The sequence below is a fragment of the Mycobacterium sp. E1715 genome (genome assembly GCF_001667625.1).
Lineage (GTDB): Bacteria > Actinomycetota > Actinomycetes > Mycobacteriales > Mycobacteriaceae > Mycobacterium.
The window spans coordinates 1-15,812 of record NZ_LZJJ01000554.1 but is presented as its reverse complement, the minus strand read 5'-3'; the positions used below and the strand labels follow the sequence as shown (position 1 = coordinate 15,812).

Below are 15,812 nucleotides of genomic sequence, written 5' to 3'. Positions count from 1 at the left end.
TCATCGGTTGGCCGCGGGATGGTCGGCATCACCTCATCGACTGGGGCGGAGCCACTTTCGATGTCCTCGGCCCGCTGAACTGGCAAGCGATCAAGTCGACGCCTCGCGCGTTGCAAATGCTGCGGTTCGCGCGCCGCGTGGTTCGCCAGCGGGCCGTTCTCGACGGCAGCATGGCACACGAGCTTCTGCTTGCCGCCGACGAAGGCAAGCTGTCGCATCGCGAGTGTCCGCCGCTGATGGTCGACTATCTCGCGCCGTCGATCGACACCACCATGAGCGCCATCTCCAACGCGTTGCACCTGTTCGCCAGCCACCCCGAGCAGTGGCGGCTGCTGAAAGAGGACCCGGGCCTCATGACGAACGCCGTCAATGAAGTGGTCCGGTACGAGCCCCCGCTGCGCGCATTCGCGCGCTGGGTGGCCAGCCAAACTGAAATAGCCGGCACGCCAATGCCGTCCGGTGCTCGCGCCCTTGTGATGTACGCCTCTGCCAACCGAGACGAACGCGAATGGGAGGAACCCGAAGTCTTCGACATCCGCCGCGACGCCAGCCGTCAAATCGGCTTCGGCCACGGAGCGCATGCCTGCGCCGGCCAAGGTCTGGCGCGCCTGGAAACGTCGGCCATGCTGCGCGCACTGATTGAGCGCGTCGACCGCATCGAGGTCACCGGAACACCGAAGTGGGCGATGAACAACATCATCCGCCGTCACGAGGCCCTGCCGCTCAAGCTGGTTCCGGCATAAATTCGCGTGGTGTCAGCTCGACGCCGCCCGCGCCAAACTGAAAGGGACTCAATGAGACTCTTGCCCCCGGCCGCCGAGCCGTTCACTGCTCCGCCCGACCGGGACATGCTCCCCTCGGAGCGCCGAGAATTCGTCCGCACGCACCGGACGTGTGTCTTCGGTTACCGCCGCCGCCATGACGGCCCGGCCATGTCGATCGTGTATTACGTCCCGACCGATGACGACGAGCTGCTCGTGTCCACCATGGCCGGACGCGCGAAGGCGAACGCGGTGGCGCGGGACCCGAAAGTGAGCATTTGTGTGCTCGACGAGCGCTGGCCGTTCTCCTTCTTGCAGGTATACGCCGACGCCGTCGTCGATAAAGACCCCGACCTCACCGTCGACGTCATGATGGCCGTCGGCTGGCGCATGTCCGGACACCAGGCGGGCGCGGAAGCCCGGCCGTTCGTCCGGGAAATGGCCGAGCGCGAAGACAGACTGGTGCTTCGTTGTCGTCCCTACGCGACCTTCGCCACACCGCCGCGTCACCTGTATGCGAACGAGGAAGCGAACGAGCTGACGCACTGGGGATCATCGTCGCTCCCCTGGAACGCTCCGGATCCGGTTGCCCGGTAGCTGAATCAGGCCCCGTACACGGGAACCGGCGGGCGGGCCTTGGCGAGCAGGTCGGCGACGACGGGCCCCAGTTCCGCGGGATCCCACCTTGCGCCCTTGTCGATCTGCGGCCCGTGTGCCCAGCCCTCCGCGACCCGGATCTTACCGCCCTCGACCTCGAACACCTTCCCGGTCACGTCGCGGGATTCCGCGCTGCCCAGCCACACCACCAGCGGCGAGACGTTCTCGGGCGCCATGGCGTCGAAATCCTGGTCCTGCGTTGCCATCATCTCGGCGAAGACCGTCTCGGTCATGCGGGTTCGGGCCGACGGCGCGATGGCGTTGACCGTCACGCCGTAGCGGCCCATCTCGGCGGCGCCGACCAGCGTCATCGCCGCGATGCCGGCCTTGGCCGCGCTGTAGTTGCCCTGCCCGACGCTGCCCTGCAGGCCGGCGCCCGAACTGGTGTTGACGATCCGCGCGTCGACGGCCTTGCCCTCTTTGGACAACCCGCGCCAGTACGACGCCGCGTGCCGCATGGTGGCGAAGTGGCCCTTGAGATGTACGGCGATAACGGCGTCGAACTCCTCCTCGCTGGTGTTGGCCATCATCCTGTCGCGGACGATGCCGGCGTTGTTGACCAACACGTCCAGCCCGCCGAAGGTGTCGACGGCGGTCTGGATCAGGGCGGCCGCTTCGTTCCAGTCGGCGACGTTGGATCCGTTGGCGACGGCTTCCCCACCGGCCGCGGTGATTTCGTCGACCACGCCCTGGGCGGCGCTGCCGCCCCCGGCCGGCGAGCCGTCCAGGCCCACGCCGATGTCGTTGACCACCACGCGCGCACCTTCGGCCGCGAAGGCGAGCGCATGCGCGCGACCGATACCGCCGCCCGCTCCGGTGACGATGACCACGCGGCCGTCAACCACTCCCATTGTTCGTGTCTCCTCTACTTGATCGCGCCGGCGTTCGTTGTGGCCAGGTAGTGCGGCGGCTCGCCCCCGCCGTGCACCTCGAGCGACGCGCCGCTGATGTAGGACGCCGCGTCCGATGCCAAAAAGGCTGCGGCCCAGCCGATGTCGTCGGGCTTGGCGAGTCGGCCCAGCGGCACGTTCTTGGAGATTGCGGCGATGGACTCGGCGTCGCCGTAGAAGAGCTCGGATTGCTCGGTCTCGACCATGCCGACGACACAGGAGTTCACCCGGACCTTCGGCCCCCATTCCACCGCCAGGGTCTGTGTGAGGCTTTCCAGGCCGGCCTTGGCCGCCCCGTAGGCGCCGGTGCCGGGCGATGGCCGTCGACCGGACAGACTGCAGATGTTGATGATCGACCCGCCGCGGTCCTGGTTCTGCATCTTCTCGTTCGCGTGTTGGGAAACCGACAGTGCGCCAATGAGGTTGAGTTCGATGATCTTGCGGTTGAACTTCGCGCTGGACTCCGCGGTCAGCACGTACGGCGAACCGCCGGCGTTGTTGACCACGACGTCGAGCCGGCCGTGCCTGTCGACGATGGTGTCGATGAGCGCCTTCACGGCGTCGTCGTCGCGGACGTCGCAGGAATGGAACTCGTACGGCAGGCCCTCGACGGCCCGCCGTGCGCAGGTGATGACCGTCGCGCCCTGCCCGGCGAACACCGAGCTGATGCCGGCGCCCACCCCCCGGACCCCGCCGGTTACCAGAACCACCCGCCCGGCCAGCCCCAAGTTCACGGCGTCGGATGCTTCGGCGCGAGTCACTGTGCTAGCGTACCAAGCAAGTGCTTGCTTAGGTAGTTACCCCACGAGGAAGTGGCGCCTTGCCCATCACATCCACCACCACCGAACCGGGCATCGTCGCGGTCACCGTCGACTTTCCCCCGGTCAACGCCATCCCGTCGCGCGGCTGGTTCGAACTGGCCGACGCCATCACGGCCGCCGGCCAAGACCCCGAGACCCACGTGGTCATCCTGCGGGCGGAGGGCCGCGGCTTCAACGCCGGGGTCGACATCAAGGAGATGCAGCGCACCGAGGGATTCACCGCGCTGATCGACGCAAACCGCGGTTGCTTCGCCGCCTTCCGGGCGGTCTACGAGTGCGCGGTGCCCGTCGTCGCGGCCGTGAACGGCTTCTGCGTCGGCGGCGGCATCGGCCTGGTCGGCAACTCCGACGTCATCGTGGCCTCCGAGGACGCCACCTTCGGGCTGCCGGAGGTCGAGCGCGGTGCGCTCGGGGCGGCCACCCACCTGTCGCGGCTGGTGCCGCAGCACATGATGCGGCGGCTGTTCTTCACCGCCGCGACCGTCGACGCCGCCACCCTGCACCATTTCGGTTCGGTGCACGAGGTGGTGCCGCGCGACGAGCTGGATGAGGCCGCATTGAAGGTGGCCCGCGACATCGCCGCCAAGGACACCCGGGTCATCCGCGCGGCCAAGGAGGCGCTCAACCTGATCGACGTGCAGCGCGTCAATTCGAGTTACCGCATGGAGCAAGGCTTTACGTTCGAGCTCAACCTGGCCGGCGTCGCCGATGAGCACCGCGACGCATTCGCCGGTACCACGAAGCGTGAGAAGTCTTAGCCGCCGGCGACGATGCAGAACGAAGTGATGAGGAGCGGCGCATAGTGACCGACAAGAGAACCACCCTCGACGAGGCCGTCGCGCAGCTGCGCAGCGGCATGACGGTCGGCATCGGCGGCTGGGGCTCGCGGCGCAAGCCGATGGCGTTCGTGCGCGCCATGTTGCGCTCCGACGTCACGGACCTCACGGTGGTCACCTACGGCGGGCCCGACCTGGGGTTGCTGTGCTCGGCCGGCAAGGTCAAGCGCGTCTACTACGGGTTCGTCTCCCTGGATTCCCCGCCGTTCTACGACCCCTGGTTCGCCAAGGCCCGCACCAGCGGCGCGATCGAGGCCCGGGAAATGGACGAGGGCATGCTGCGCTGCGGCCTGCAAGCCGCCTCGCAACGCCTGCCGTTCCTGCCGATTCGGGCCGGGCTGGGCAGCTCGGTCCCCGACTTTTGGGAGGGCGAGCTGCAGACCGTGACCAGCCCGTACCCCGCGCCGGAGGGCGGGCACGAGACGCTGATCGCCATGCCGGCGCTGCGCCTGGACGCGGCCTTCGTGCACCTCAATCTCGGTGACAGCCGCGGCAATGCGGCCTACACGGGGATCGATCCGTACTTCGACGACCTGTTCCTGATGGCCGCCGACAAGCGCTTCCTGTCGGTGGAGCGCGTCGTCTCCACCGAGGAGCTGGTCAAAGCCGTTCCCCCCCAGGCCCTGCTGGTGAATCGGATGATGGTCGACTCCGTCGTGGAGGCCCCCGGCGGCGCACACTTCACCACCGCGGCACCGGATTACGGTCGCGACGAGAAATTCCAGCGGCATTACGCCGAGGCCGCCTCGACCGAAGAGGGCTGGCAGAAGTTCGTCCAGACCTACCTGTCGGGCAGCGAGGACGATTACCAGGCGGCGGTCCGCGCATTCGCAGAGGAGGCGGCCAAATGAGCACCACCCGCGCCGAGGTGTGCGCGGTCGCGTGCGCCGAGCTATTCAGGAACTCGGGCGAAATCATGGTCAGCCCGATGACGAACATGGCCTCGGTCGGGGCGCGGCTGGCGCGATTGACTTTTTCACCGGACATCCTGCTGACCGACGGCGAGGCGCAACTGCTGGCGGACACCCCGGCCCTGGGCAAGACCGGACCCGTCGAGGGCTGGATGCCGTTCGGCCGGGTGTTCGAGACACTGGCCTGGGGCCGGCGGCACGTGGTGATGGGCGCCAATCAGGTTGACCGCTTTGGCAATCAGAACATCTCGGCGTTCGGCCCGCTGCAACACCCGACCCGCCAGATGTTCGGCCTGCGGGGAGCGCCCGGCAACGCGATCAACCACGCGACCAGTTACTGGGTGGGCAACCATTCGAAGCGGGTGTTCTGCGAGGCGGTCGACGTGATCTGCGGCATCGGCTGGGACAAGGTGGATCCGGACAACCCGGCGTTCCGCTTCGCCAACACCCACCGCGTCGTGTCCAACCTGGGGGTGTTCGACTTCGGCGGTCCGGACCACACCATGCGCGCGGTGTCCCTGCATCCCGGGGTCTCGCCCGACGACGTCCGCGAGGCCACGTCGTTCGAGGTGCACGGCGTGGACGAGGCGGAAGAGACCAGGCAGCCGACCGACGAGGAACTCCGGCTGATCCGCGAGGTCATCGATCCGAAGTCGCTGCGCGACAGGGAGATACGTTGAACAGGCTGCGTACGCCGCTGACCGAGCTGGTCGGTGTCGAGCACCCGGTGGTGCAAACCGGAATGGGCTGGGTGGCCGGCGCGCGACTGGTGGCCGCCACGGCCAACGCGGGCGGGCTGGGCATCCTGGCCTCGGCCACCATGACGCTGGACGAATTGGCGACGGCCATCGGCAAGGTCAAGGCCGCCACCGAAAAGCCGTTCGGGGTGAACATCCGCGCCGACGCCGCGGACGCCGGCGACCGCGTCGATCTGATGATCCGCGAGGGCGTGAAGGTGGCGTCCTTCGCCCTGGCGCCCAAGCAGGAGCTGATCGCCCGGCTGAAAGAGGCGGGCGCGGTGGTGATTCCGTCGATCGGTGCCGCCAAGCACGCTAAAAAGGTGGCGGCCTGGGGCGCCGACGCGATGATCGTGCAGGGCGGCGAGGGTGGTGGACACACCGGGCCCGTGGCCACGACGCTGCTGCTGCCGTCGGTGCTGGATGCCGTGCAGGGCACCGGGATCCCCGTGATCGCCGCGGGGGGCTTCTTCGACGGGCGCGGGCTCGCGGCCGCGCTGAGCTACGGGGCGGCCGGCGTGGCGATGGGCACGCGCTTCCTGCTGACCTCGGACTCGACGGTGCCCGACGAGGTCAAGCGGCGCTACCTGGAGGCGGCGCTCGACGGCACGGTGGTCACCACGCGCGTCGACGGCATGCCGCACCGCGTGCTGCGCACCGGCCTGGTCGAGAGGCTCGAAAGCGGTTCACCGGTAAGGGGTCTCACCGCGGCCGTGCGCAACGCGGCAAAGTTCAAACACATGTCGCAGATGACCTGGCGGTCGATGATCCGCGACGGCCTGGCGATGCGCCACGGCAAGGAGCTGACCTGGTCCCAGGTGGTGATGGCGGCCAACACCCCGATGCTGCTGAAGGCCGGCCTGGTCGAAGGCAACACCGACGCCGGGGTGCTCGCCTCCGGACAGGTGGCCGGCATCCTGGAGGACCTGCCGTCATGCGCCGAGCTGATCGACTCGGTTGTGCGCGACGCGATCGCACACCTGAAGGCGGCGTCTGCGCTCGTCGAAGCGGGCGACTAAAGACCCTGGCCGCGGCCGCGACGCCACGTCACCCTGGAGGGATGATGACGCTGGCACCGGAAACCTGGCCGACCCCGCTCTTGAACGCGGTCCGAACCTCCAACAGATACCTGCTCAACCCGCTCATGCTGCGGCTGGCCGGCCGCAAGAACTGGTATGCAGCGGCGATAGAGCACACCGGACGGCGGTCGGGCAAGGCGTACACCACACCGGTCGTCGCCGAGCGCATCGACGACGGCTTCGTCATACCGCTGCCCTACGGCACAGACGTGGATTGGCTGCAAAACGTGCGCGCCGCGGGACGCGCTACCATCGCGTCCCAGGGCGAGACATATCCGGTGGTGCACCCCGAGATCATCGACGCGGCGGACGCCCTCCCCCTGCTATCGGCTTCCCGCCGCCGCACCTTCGAACGGGTCGGCATAGCGGGTTACCTCAGGGTCAAAGACCAGCCGGCGAACTGAACGGCGCCTCGACCGTACGCGCGGGTTAAGCTATGATCTGAATATCGGTGAAATGAAGCTATAATCTTCATATGGCTAGGGTGAAGACTATACCTTCAATGCGGGCGACGCTGATCGGCGACGTGGTGGGGTCCCGGCGTGCCGGCGACCGGCCGGCCCTGCATCGACGTGTCGCCTCCGCGCTGGGCCAGGTCGCGAACGGCGCCATCGACCCGCCGTCCTTCACCGTGGGGGATGAGTTCCAGGGCAGCTACCCCGCCCTGGGCGGTGCAATCGATGCGGCGTTGACCGTGCGGCTGTTACTTGCGCCCGAGGTCGACGTCCGCTTCGGGCTCGGATGGGGCGCGGTGACCGTCCTCGACGCCGACGCGGGAATCCAGGACGGGCCCGGGTGGTGGGCCGCGAGGGAGGCCATCCAGCAGACGGCGGAGGCGCAGCGGCAGCCCGGCTTCTCGCTGGTGCGCACGACATTTCGGGCGGCCGCGGAGACGTGCACCGACGTCGCCGCGGTCAACGCCGCCCTGATTTGTCGGGACCATCTGCTTGGATCGCTCGATGAGAGATCGTTGCGGATTGTGAGGGGATTGATGGCCGGCCGGACCAAAAGGGACCTCGCGGCCGCCGAGGGGATCAGCCCGTCGGCGGTCTCGCAGCGCTCGAGCCGTGACGGTTTGGATCTCATCGTCCTTGCCAGCCACTACCTGCGGGGTCTGCCGTGAGCGCCGTCGCCGTCCTGCTCACGGCGCTCGGCATCGCCGACCTGTGTCGGCGGGCGTTCCGCCCGATGTGGGTCTCGCTGGCGGTCGGACCCGCCGCGGTGGCGGTGTTCTTGGTGCTGGGCGCCCTGTGGCATGCCGGCGACATCCCGCTGCTCGTCCTGGCCGCCGCGTCGGTCGTCGCATGGGAAGGGCTCTGCGCGCGCAGCGAACGTAGCGGCGGCCACCAGGGCGCGCCGCTGGCGGTGTTCGCCGCAACGCTGGCGCTGTTGACGTTGCTGTCCGGATGGTCGTCGACGGTCAACGGCGGCATCGCGCGGTGGGTGAGCTGGGTGCACTTGCCGCTCGGCCATGTCACGCCCACTCGGCTGCTCATGGTTGTCGGCGTGGTGCTGGTGCAATTCGCGACCGCGAACCAGCTCGTGCGCCTGGTGCTCGGTTCCGTGGGAGCGGTACGGCCGGTCGGCGAACCGCAACCATCGGACAAGCTCAAGGGCGGGCGGCTGTTGGGCCCGATGGAACGGCTACTGATCTTGAGCCTGGGTGTCGGCGGGCAGGTGGCCGCCGCCAGCGCGGTCGTCGCCGCCAAGGGCATCATCCGGTTCCCGGAGTTGAACGCCCAGCAAGGCCGCAACGGCGACGTCGGGATCGACGAGGTGACCGAGTACTTCTTGGTCGGCAGCTTCACCAGTTGGCTGTTGGCCCTCGGCGGGATCGGCCTGGTGCTGGCGACCCCGTAATGTCGAACACCGCGCCGAATACCGGCTCGGCGCAATGGTTTACAGCCGCTCGATGATGGTGACGTTCGCGGTGCCCCCGCCCTCGCACATCGTCTGCAGGCCATAGCGGCCGCCGACGCGCTCGAGTTCGTTGAGCATGGTGGCGAACAGCTTGGCGCCGGTGGCGCCCAGTGGGTGACCGAGCGCGATCGCACCGCCGTTGGGGTTGACTTTCTCGGGGTCGGCCTTGATCTCCTTGAGCCAGGCCAGAACCACCGGCGCGAACGCCTCGTTGATCTCGACGGTGTCGATGTCGTCGATGGACAGCCCGGTCTTTTCCAGCGCGTAGCGGGTGGCCGGGATCGGACCGGTCAGCATGAACACCGGGTCGGCGGCGCGGGCGCTGATGTGGTGGATGCGGGCCCGCGGCGTCAGGTTGTGGTCCTTGACCGCCTGCTCGGAGGCCAGCAGCACCGCGCTCGCTCCGTCGGAGATCTGGCTGGCCATCGCCGCCGTCAACCGGCCACCCTCGACGAGGGTCTTGAGGCCGGCCATCTTCTCCAGCGACGACTCGCGCGGACCCTCGTCCACCCGGAACGGCCCGGATTCCGTTTCGACGGTGATGATTTCGTTGTCGAAGTGACCGGCGCGGATCGCGGCGAACGCGCGCTCGTGGCTGGTCAGCGCGTAGCGCTCCATCTCCTCGCGCGACAGGTTCCACTTCTCGGCGATCAGCTCCGAGCCGCGGAACTGCGAGATCTCCTGGTCGCCGTAGCGGTGCAGCCACTGCTTGGATTCGTTGGTCGGCGAGGTGAACCCGAACTGCTCGCCGACCGTCATCGCCGACGAGATCGGGATCTGGCTCATGTTCTGCACGCCGCCCGCCACGATGAGGTCCGCGGTGCCGGCCATGATCGCCTGTGCGCCAAAGGAAATCGCCTGCTGGCTGGAGCCGCACTGCCGGTCCACGGTGACGCCGGGCACTTCCTCGGGATAGCCCGCGGCCAGCCACGAGAGCCGGGCGATGTTGCCCGCCTGCGCGCCGATGGCGTCGACGCAGCCGGCGATCACGTCCTCGACGGCGGCGGGGTCGACGTCGACCCGGTCGAGCAGTCCGCGCCATCCGAGCGCGCCGAGGTCGACGGGATGTATGCCGGACAGCGAGCCGCCCCGCTTGCCAACCGCGGTGCGCACAGCGTCAATGACGTACGCCTCAGCCATAGTTCAGTTCCCTTCCTTGGTAATTCCGCCAAGAACGATGGCGAGATATTGCTCGCCAACCTGGTTCGCGGTCAGCGGTCCGCCGGGCTGATACCAGCGCACCGACACCCAGGTGGTGTCACGAATGAAACGGTAGACGAGGTCGACGTTGAGGTCGGGCTGGAAGTAGCCCTCGTCGATGCCCTGGTTGATCACCTCGACCCACATCTTGCGTTGCTGCCGGTTCATGTCCTCGATGTAGGAGAACCGGGGTTGCGACAACAACCGTTGGGCTTCGTCCTGATAGATGACGACCTGCGCGTGCCGATGCTCGATGGCCTCGAACGACGCCATGAACAGCCCCTTGAGCCGCTCGAGCGGGTTGGCCTCGCTGTCCACGATCTCGCGGTAGCGGGCGAACAACCAGTCCAGGAAGCTGCGCAGCAGCTCGTCGACCATCTCCTCTTTGGAGGAGAAGTGGTGATAGAGGCTGCCGGACAGGATCCCGGCGCTGTCGGCGATGTCGCGCACGGTGGTGGCACGCAGGCCGCGCTCGGCGAACATCGTCGCGGCGAGGTCCAACAACTCGTCGCGGCGGCTGTTCGCCTGACCGGCCACTCGATCCACCCGGCCAGGATATCAACCAAGCGCTTGCTTGGCCAGCGATCCGATCACGGATGCTGACTGGACACCGAGATGACCTCGCCGGTGAGGTAGCTGGAGTAGTCGCTGGCCAGGAACGCGATGGTGGCGGCCACCTCCCACGGCTCGGCGGCCCGCCCGAACGCTTCGCCCGCGGACAGCCGGTCCAGCAGGTCGGCCGAGGTGGTCTTGTCGAGGAACTTGTGCCGGGCGATGCTCGGCGACACGGCGTTGATCCGCACCCCGTATTCGACCGCTTCGATTGCGCTGCAACGGGTCAAGGCCATCACCCCCGCCTTGGCGGACGCGTAGTGCGACTGCGAGTGCTGTGCCCGCCAGCCCAAGACGCTTGCGTTGTTGACGATCACGCCCCCGTGCGCGGCCTCGCGGAAGTAGCGCAGCGCCGCCCGGGTGGCCCGGAACACCGACGACAGGGTGACGTCCAGGACGCGGTCCCACTCGTCGTCGGTCATGTCCACCACCGGGGTCTGACCGCCCAGCCCGGCGTTGTTGACCAGCACGTCGAGCCGGCCCATCCGGGCCGTTGTCGACGCGATCAGCGCGTCCACCTGCGCGGTGGACGTCACGTCGCACAGCACGCTCTCGACCCGGCCCAGGCCCAGCGCGGACAGCTCCTCGACGGTCTCCCCCAGCCGGCGCTCGTGGTGGTCGGACACCACGACGTCGGCACCCTCGGCCAGCGCCCGCTTCGCGGTCGCCGAGCCGATGCCGGTGCCCGCCGCCGCGGTGACGACGACGACCTTGCCCTGCAAAAGCCCATGCCCGGCAACCTCTTTCGGAGCTTCGGACAGGCTCATCCCTTTACCTCCCGGGGCAGGCCGAGCACGCGCTCGGCGATGATGTTGCGCTGGATCTCGTTGGATCCGCCGTAGATGGTGTCGGCGCGGGTGAACAGGAACAGCCGCTGCCATTCGTCGAATTCACCGTCGGACAGGGTCAGCCCCGGCTTGCCGATCACGTCCATCGCCAGCTCCCCCAGCGCGCGATGCCAATTGGCCCACAACAACTTCGACACGTTATCTTTCCCGGCGGCCTGGCCGCCTCCTTCGACGTCCATGGTGGCCAACGCGTAGCTGCGCATCGCGCGCAACCCGGTCCACGCGCGGGTCAGCCGCTCGCGGATGAAGGGGTCGTCGGCGGCGCCGTTGCGACGCGCCAGGTCGGCGAGGTTGGAAAGCTCACGGGCGTAGCGGATCTGCTGCCCAAGCGTCGACACCCCGCGCTCGAAGGTCAGCGTGCCCATCGCGACCCGCCAGCCGTCGCCGGGCTGGCCGACCACCAGGTTGGCGTCGGTGCGGGCGTCGTCGAAGAAGACCTCGTTGAACTCCGAGTCACCGGTGAGCTGGATGATCGGGCGCACCTGCACCCCGGGCTGATCCAACGGCACCAGCAGGTAGGAAAGCCCGGCGTGCCGCTTGGACCCCTTCTCCGTGCGGGCGACCACGAAACACCACTGCGCCCAGTGCGCCAACGAGGTCCACACCTTCTGGCCGTTGATCACCCACTGGTCGCCGTCCAGCTCGGCGGTGGTGGACACGTTGGCCAGGTCGCTGCCGGCGCCGGGTTCGGAATAGCCCTGGCACCACAGCTCGGTGACGTCGAGGATCTTGGGCAGGAACCGCTGCTGCTGCTCGGGCGTCCCGAAGGCGATCAGCGTCGGGCCGAGCAGCTCCTCGCCGAAGTGGTTGACCTTGTCCGGCGCGTCGGCTTTCGCGTACTCCTCATAGAACGCCACCCGGTGCGCGGTCGACAGCCCGCGGCCGCCGTGCTCGACGGGCCAGCCCAGGCAGGTGAGACCGGCCTTGGCGAGGTGCTGGTTCCATGCCCGGCGCTCCTCGAACGCCTCATGTTCGCGCCCCGGTCCGCCACGACCCTTGAGAGCTGCGAATTCGCCGACCAGATTGTCGGCGAGCCATCGGCGAACCTCCGCCCGGAACTCCTCGACGTCCTGCATGCCCTGTAGGCTAACCTACCAAGCACTTGCTTTGTCGGCTCGGTGACGATGCGCGCCGCGCAGCGGCGTGGGAGGAACCGGGCAATCCAGGTAGGAGCAGTCTCGATGACCGGCGATGTCCGCACGATTCCCGCGGCGCTGGACCGTTTTGCGAGTCGGTTTCCCGACCACGACGCGTTGATCACCGACGAGCGTTCGTTCACGGCCGCGGCCCTGCGCGACGAGGTTCGCCGGGCGGCCGCCGCGTTGATCGCCCTCGGCGTGCGGTCGGGCGACCGGGTGGCCATCTGGTCGCCCAACACCTGGCACTGGGTGGTCGCCTGCCTGGCCGTCCACCACGCCGGCGCGGCGATGGTGCCGCTGAACACCCGTTATACCGCCGAGGAAGCCGCCGACATCCTGGCCCGCACCGCGACGCCCGTGCTGTTCGGGATGGGCACGTTCCTGGGCCACGATCGCGTCGCCGATCTGGATCGGGATGCCTTGCCCGCGCTGCGGCACGTCGTCCGGATTCCGGTCGAGGCCGACGATCCCGTTTCAGGGACGTGGGACGACTTCGTCACGCAGGGCACCGACCTCGAGTCTGTCGCCACCCGCGCCGCCGCCGTCACGCCCGAGGACGTCAGCGACATCCTGTTCACCTCGGGCACCACCGGCCGCAGCAAAGGGGTGCTGTGCGCGCACCGGCAGTCGTTGTCGGCATCGGCGTCGTGGGCGGCCAACGGCAAGATCACCAGCGACGACCGCTACCTGTGCATCAACCCGTTCTTCCACAACTTCGGCTACAAGGCGGGCATCCTGGCCTGTCTGCAGACCGGCGCGACGCTGATCCCCCACCTGACGTTCGACCCACTGCGCGCGCTGCAGGCGATCGAGCGGCACCGCATCACCGTGTTGCCGGGACCGCCCACCATTTACCAGACCCTGCTGGACCATCCGCAGCGCGGGGACTACGACCTGAGTTCGCTGCGGTTCGCGGTGACAGGGGCGGCCACCGTGCCCGTCGTGCTGGTGGAGCGCATGCAATCCGAACTCGACATCGACATAGTGCTGACGGCGTACGGCCTCACCGAGGCCAACGGGATGGGCACGATGTGCCGCGCCGACGACGACGCCGTCACCGTCGCCACCACCTGCGGGCGCCCGTTCGCCGACTTCGAATTGCGTATCGACTCAAGCGCTCCCGGCGAAGCGGGTGAGGTGCTGCTGCGCGGGCCGAACGTGATGCTGGGCTACCTCGATGACCCGGACGCCACGGCGGCGGCCATCGACGCCGACGGTTGGCTGCACACCGGTGACATCGGCGCCGTCGACGCGGCAGGCAATTTGCGCATCACCGACCGGCTCAAGGACATGTACATCTGCGGCGGCTTCAACGTGTACCCCGCCGAGGTCGAGCAGGTGCTCGCCCGGATGACGGGGATCGCCGACGCCGCGGTGATCGGCGTCCCCGACGAGCGCCTCGGCGAGGTCGGCCGGGCCTTCGTGGTGACCCGGCCCGGCGCCGACCTCGACGAACATTCCGTGATCGCTTACACCCGTGAACATTTGGCGAACTTCAAGGCACCGCGGTCGGTGCGGTTCGTCGACGCGTTGCCGCGCAATCCGGGCGGCAAGGTGGTCAAACCCCAACTGCGAGAGCTGGCCTGAATGGATCTGGAATTAGACGAGGAGACCCAGGCGTTTGCGGCCGAGGTCCGTGAGTTCTTGTCCGCCAACGCCGAGTCGATCCCGACGAAGTCCTACGACAACGCCGAAGGTTTCGCGCAGCACCGGCACTGGGACCGCGTGCTGTTCGATGCCGGGCTGTCGGTGATCACCTGGCCGGAGAAATACGGCGGCCGCGATGCGCCGCTGTTGCATTGGGTGGTGTTCGAGGAGGAGTACTTCCGCGCCGGCGCGCCGGGCCGGGCCAGCGCCAACGGCACCTCGATGCTGGCGCCCACGCTGTTCGCGCACGGCACCTCCGAGCAGCTGGACCGAATCCTGCCGAAAATGGCCAGCGGCGAACAGATCTGGGCGCAGGCGTGGTCGGAGCCGGAGTCCGGCAGCGACCTGGCCTCGCTGCGATCCACCGCGACCAAGACCGACGGCGGCTGGCTGCTCAACGGGCAGAAGATCTGGAGTTCGCGCGCGCCGTTCGCCGAGATGGGCTTCGGGCTGTTCCGGTCGGACCCGGAAGCCGAGCGGCACAACGGCCTGACGTACTTCATGTTCGACCTGAAGGCGAAGGGCGTCACCGTGCGGCCCATCGTGCAGCTGGGCGGCGATACCGGGTTCGGCGAGATCTTCCTCGACGACGTGTTCGTCCCCGACCACGACGTGATCGGCACCCCGAACGAGGGTTGGCGGGCGGCGATGAGCACCTCGAGCAACGAGCGGGGCATGTCGCTGCGCAGCCCGGCGCGGTTCCTGGCGACCGCCGAGCGGCTGGTGCGACTGTGGCAGGACAGCGGCTCGCCCCCCGGGTTCGCAGACCGGGTGGCCGACGGCTGGATCAAGGCGCAGGCCTACCGGCTGCAGACCTTTGCCACGGTGACGCGGCTGGCCGACGGCGGCGAGCTGGGCGCCGAATCGTCGGTGACCAAGGTGTTCTGGTCCGACCTCGATGTTGACCTGCACCAGACCGCGCTGGACATCCTCGCCGCCGACGGCGAGCTCGCCGGCAGCTGGACGGATGGCCTGCTGTTCGCCCTGGGCGGCCCGATCTACGCCGGCACCAACGAGATTCAGCGCAACATCATCTCGGAGCGGCTGTTGGGCCTGCCCCGCGAGAAGTCCGGGGGCAAGAAATGAAATTCGCGCTAGACGAGCAACAGCGCGACTTCGCGGCCAGCATCGACGCCGCGCTCGGCGCGGCCGACCTGCCCGGCGCGATCCGTGCCTGGTCCGCCGGCGACACCGCGCCCGGCCGCAAGGTGTGGGAGCGGCTGGCCGAACTGGGCGTCACCGCGCTGGCGGTTCCGGAGAAGTTCGACGGCATCGAGGCGCACCCGGTCGACCTGGTGGTCGCGCTGGAACGCCTGGGACGCTGGTGCGTGCCGGGGCCGGTGGCCGAATCCATCGCCGTGGCACCGGTTTTGCTCGCCTCGGACGAGCGGTGCGCGGCGCTGGCCTCCGGCGAGCTGGTAGCCACGGTCGCGTTGCCACCGCATGCGCCGCGCGCGGTGGACGCCGACTCGGCCGGGCTGGTGCTGCTGGCTACCGACGACGGTGTGAGCGAGGCCGCGCCCGGCGACCGGCACGAGTCGGTCGATCCGAGCCGGCCCGTCTACGACGTGACCGCCACCGGCCAACCCTGGCAGGCGGAGGTCCGGCGCGCCTTCGAGTTCGGCGCGCTGGCCACCGCCGCGCAGCTGGTCGGCGCCGCCGAGGCGCTGCTGCGGGACACCGTCGACTACGCCAAGCAGCGCGCCCAGTTCGGCCGGGTGATCGGTTCCTATCAGGCGATCAAGCACAAGCTC

18 protein-coding genes are annotated in these 15,812 nt (G+C 68.5%); 12 read left to right on the top strand and 6 right to left on the bottom strand.

The features are described 5' to 3' along the window. Together A9X03_RS27165 and A9X03_RS27160 are read left to right on the top strand one after the other, a co-directional pair. Nucleotides 1-743: cytochrome P450 (locus A9X03_RS27165; RefSeq protein WP_156737597.1), on the top strand; the 743-nt coding region annotated here is incomplete at its 5' end. 51 nt (nucleotides 744-794) lie between these two features. Further along, nucleotides 795-1,358: a pyridoxamine 5'-phosphate oxidase family protein gene (locus A9X03_RS27160; protein ID WP_082950383.1), complete on the top strand. Its 564-nt coding sequence runs from the start codon at nucleotides 795-797 to the stop codon at nucleotides 1,356-1,358. A 5-nt stretch (nucleotides 1,359-1,363) separates the two neighbouring features. Here the strand turns inward: A9X03_RS27160 and A9X03_RS27155 are convergent, their stop codons facing one another. Both A9X03_RS27155 and A9X03_RS27150 read right to left on the bottom strand, forming a co-directional pair. Beyond that, nucleotides 1,364-2,269 (bottom strand): SDR family oxidoreductase, encoded by a 906-nt coding sequence (locus tag A9X03_RS27155; RefSeq protein WP_067780756.1) that lies wholly within the window; start codon nucleotides 2,267-2,269, stop codon nucleotides 1,364-1,366. 14 nt (nucleotides 2,270-2,283) lie between these two features. Beyond that, the gene (locus A9X03_RS27150; RefSeq protein ID WP_197498981.1) at nucleotides 2,284-3,069 is read right to left on the bottom strand and encodes an SDR family oxidoreductase; all 786 of its coding nucleotides are present in this window, start codon (nucleotides 3,067-3,069) and stop codon (nucleotides 2,284-2,286) included. A 59-nt stretch (nucleotides 3,070-3,128) separates the two neighbouring features. Here A9X03_RS27150 and echA20 point away from each other — a divergent pair, with 59 nt between their 5' ends. From echA20 to A9X03_RS27115, 7 genes are all read left to right on the top strand, one after another. Beyond that, nucleotides 3,129-3,887: a (7aS)-7a-methyl-1,5-dioxo-2,3,5,6,7,7a-hexahydro-1H-indene-carboxyl-CoA hydrolase gene (gene echA20 / locus A9X03_RS27145; protein ID WP_067887358.1), complete on the top strand. Its 759-nt coding sequence runs from the start codon at nucleotides 3,129-3,131 to the stop codon at nucleotides 3,885-3,887. A gap of 44 nt (nucleotides 3,888-3,931) precedes the next feature. After that, a complete protein-coding gene (gene ipdA, locus A9X03_RS27140; RefSeq protein WP_067780761.1) occupies nucleotides 3,932-4,816 on the top strand; it encodes a cholesterol ring-cleaving hydrolase subunit IpdA in 885 nt (294 codons plus the stop codon). After that, the gene (gene ipdB / locus A9X03_RS27135) at nucleotides 4,813-5,556 is read left to right on the top strand and encodes a cholesterol ring-cleaving hydrolase subunit IpdB (RefSeq protein WP_067752001.1); all 744 of its coding nucleotides are present in this window, start codon (nucleotides 4,813-4,815) and stop codon (nucleotides 5,554-5,556) included. The genes ipdA and ipdB overlap by 4 nt, the downstream gene beginning before the upstream one ends. After that, the gene (gene ipdC, locus A9X03_RS27130) at nucleotides 5,553-6,632 is read left to right on the top strand and encodes a (3aS,4S,5R,7aS)-5-hydroxy-7a-methyl-1-oxo-octahydro-1H-indene-4-carboxyl-CoA dehydrogenase (protein WP_067887362.1); all 1,080 of its coding nucleotides are present in this window, start codon (nucleotides 5,553-5,555) and stop codon (nucleotides 6,630-6,632) included. The genes ipdB and ipdC overlap by 4 nt, the downstream gene beginning before the upstream one ends. Nucleotides 6,633-6,673: 41 nt before the next feature. Beyond that, nucleotides 6,674-7,096, top strand: coding sequence for a nitroreductase family deazaflavin-dependent oxidoreductase (locus A9X03_RS27125; protein WP_082950384.1), 423 nt, complete (start codon nucleotides 6,674-6,676; stop codon nucleotides 7,094-7,096). Nucleotides 7,097-7,167: 71 nt separating this feature from the next. Next, on the top strand, nucleotides 7,168-7,815 hold the full coding sequence (locus A9X03_RS27120; protein ID WP_067887365.1) for a SatD family protein: 648 nt from the start codon (nucleotides 7,168-7,170) through the stop codon (nucleotides 7,813-7,815). Next, a complete protein-coding gene (locus A9X03_RS27115; protein ID WP_067751994.1) occupies nucleotides 7,812-8,552 on the top strand; it encodes a hypothetical protein in 741 nt (246 codons plus the stop codon). Before A9X03_RS27120 ends, A9X03_RS27115 begins: the two co-directional genes overlap by 4 nt. Nucleotides 8,553-8,591: 39 nt before the next feature. Here the strand turns inward: A9X03_RS27115 and fadA6 are convergent, their stop codons facing one another. The 4 genes from fadA6 to ipdE1 are packed head-to-tail and all read right to left on the bottom strand — an operon-like array spanning nucleotide 8,592 to nucleotide 12,348. After that, complete coding sequence (fadA6, locus tag A9X03_RS27110) at nucleotides 8,592-9,752, bottom strand: steroid 3-ketoacyl-CoA thiolase FadA6 (protein WP_067751992.1); 1,161 nt, start codon at nucleotides 9,750-9,752, stop codon at nucleotides 8,592-8,594. Between the two features lie 3 nt (nucleotides 9,753-9,755). Next, a complete protein-coding gene (gene kstR2, locus A9X03_RS27105; protein ID WP_156675640.1) occupies nucleotides 9,756-10,358 on the bottom strand; it encodes a TetR family transcriptional regulator KstR2 in 603 nt (200 codons plus the stop codon). 44 nt (nucleotides 10,359-10,402) lie between these two features. After that, a complete protein-coding gene (gene ipdF / locus A9X03_RS27100; RefSeq protein ID WP_067887368.1) occupies nucleotides 10,403-11,191 on the bottom strand; it encodes a (5R,7aS)-5-hydroxy-7a-methyl-1-oxo-2,3,5,6,7,7a-hexahydro-1H-indene-carboxyl-CoA reductase in 789 nt (262 codons plus the stop codon). Continuing rightward, nucleotides 11,188-12,348 (bottom strand): acyl-CoA dehydrogenase IpdE1, encoded by a 1,161-nt coding sequence (gene ipdE1, locus A9X03_RS27095; RefSeq protein ID WP_067887370.1) that lies wholly within the window; start codon nucleotides 12,346-12,348, stop codon nucleotides 11,188-11,190. Before ipdE1 ends, ipdF begins: the two co-directional genes overlap by 4 nt. Nucleotides 12,349-12,453: 105 nt before the next feature. Between ipdE1 and fadD3 the strand changes: the two genes are divergently transcribed. The 3 genes from fadD3 to A9X03_RS27080 form a co-directional block, all read left to right on the top strand. Next, a complete protein-coding gene (gene fadD3 / locus A9X03_RS27090; protein WP_067887373.1) occupies nucleotides 12,454-13,998 on the top strand; it encodes a 3-((3aS,4S,7aS)-7a-methyl-1,5-dioxo-octahydro-1H-inden-4-yl)propanoate--CoA ligase FadD3 in 1,545 nt (514 codons plus the stop codon). Next, nucleotides 13,999-15,144 (top strand): acyl-CoA dehydrogenase family protein, encoded by a 1,146-nt coding sequence (locus A9X03_RS27085; RefSeq protein WP_068263892.1) that lies wholly within the window; start codon nucleotides 13,999-14,001, stop codon nucleotides 15,142-15,144. It abuts the gene before it with no gap. Then, nucleotides 15,141-15,812, top strand: a 672-nt coding sequence (locus A9X03_RS27080; protein ID WP_068263889.1) for an acyl-CoA dehydrogenase family protein, incomplete at its 3' end; no start/stop codon positions are given. The genes A9X03_RS27085 and A9X03_RS27080, both read left to right, overlap by 4 nt.

Coding starts and splice junctions, on each gene's coding strand:
- ipdB (WP_067752001.1), top strand. CDS start 4,813: ATGAGCACCACCCGCGCCGAGGTGTGCGCGGTCGCGTGCGCCGAGCTA.
- ipdE1 (WP_067887370.1), bottom strand. CDS start 12,348: ATGCAGGACGTCGAGGAGTTCCGGGCGGAGGTTCGCCGATGGCTCGCC.
- ipdF (WP_067887368.1), bottom strand. CDS start 11,191: ATGAGCCTGTCCGAAGCTCCGAAAGAGGTTGCCGGGCATGGGCTTTTG.
- A9X03_RS27160 (WP_082950383.1), top strand. CDS start 795: ATGAGACTCTTGCCCCCGGCCGCCGAGCCGTTCACTGCTCCGCCCGAC.
- A9X03_RS27155 (WP_067780756.1), bottom strand. CDS start 2,269: ATGGGAGTGGTTGACGGCCGCGTGGTCATCGTCACCGGAGCGGGCGGC.
- A9X03_RS27125 (WP_082950384.1), top strand. CDS start 6,674: ATGATGACGCTGGCACCGGAAACCTGGCCGACCCCGCTCTTGAACGCG.
- fadD3 (WP_067887373.1), top strand. CDS start 12,454: ATGACCGGCGATGTCCGCACGATTCCCGCGGCGCTGGACCGTTTTGCG.
- A9X03_RS27120 (WP_067887365.1), top strand. CDS start 7,168: ATGGCTAGGGTGAAGACTATACCTTCAATGCGGGCGACGCTGATCGGC.
- A9X03_RS27085 (WP_068263892.1), top strand. CDS start 13,999: ATGGATCTGGAATTAGACGAGGAGACCCAGGCGTTTGCGGCCGAGGTC.
- fadA6 (WP_067751992.1), bottom strand. CDS start 9,752: ATGGCTGAGGCGTACGTCATTGACGCTGTGCGCACCGCGGTTGGCAAG.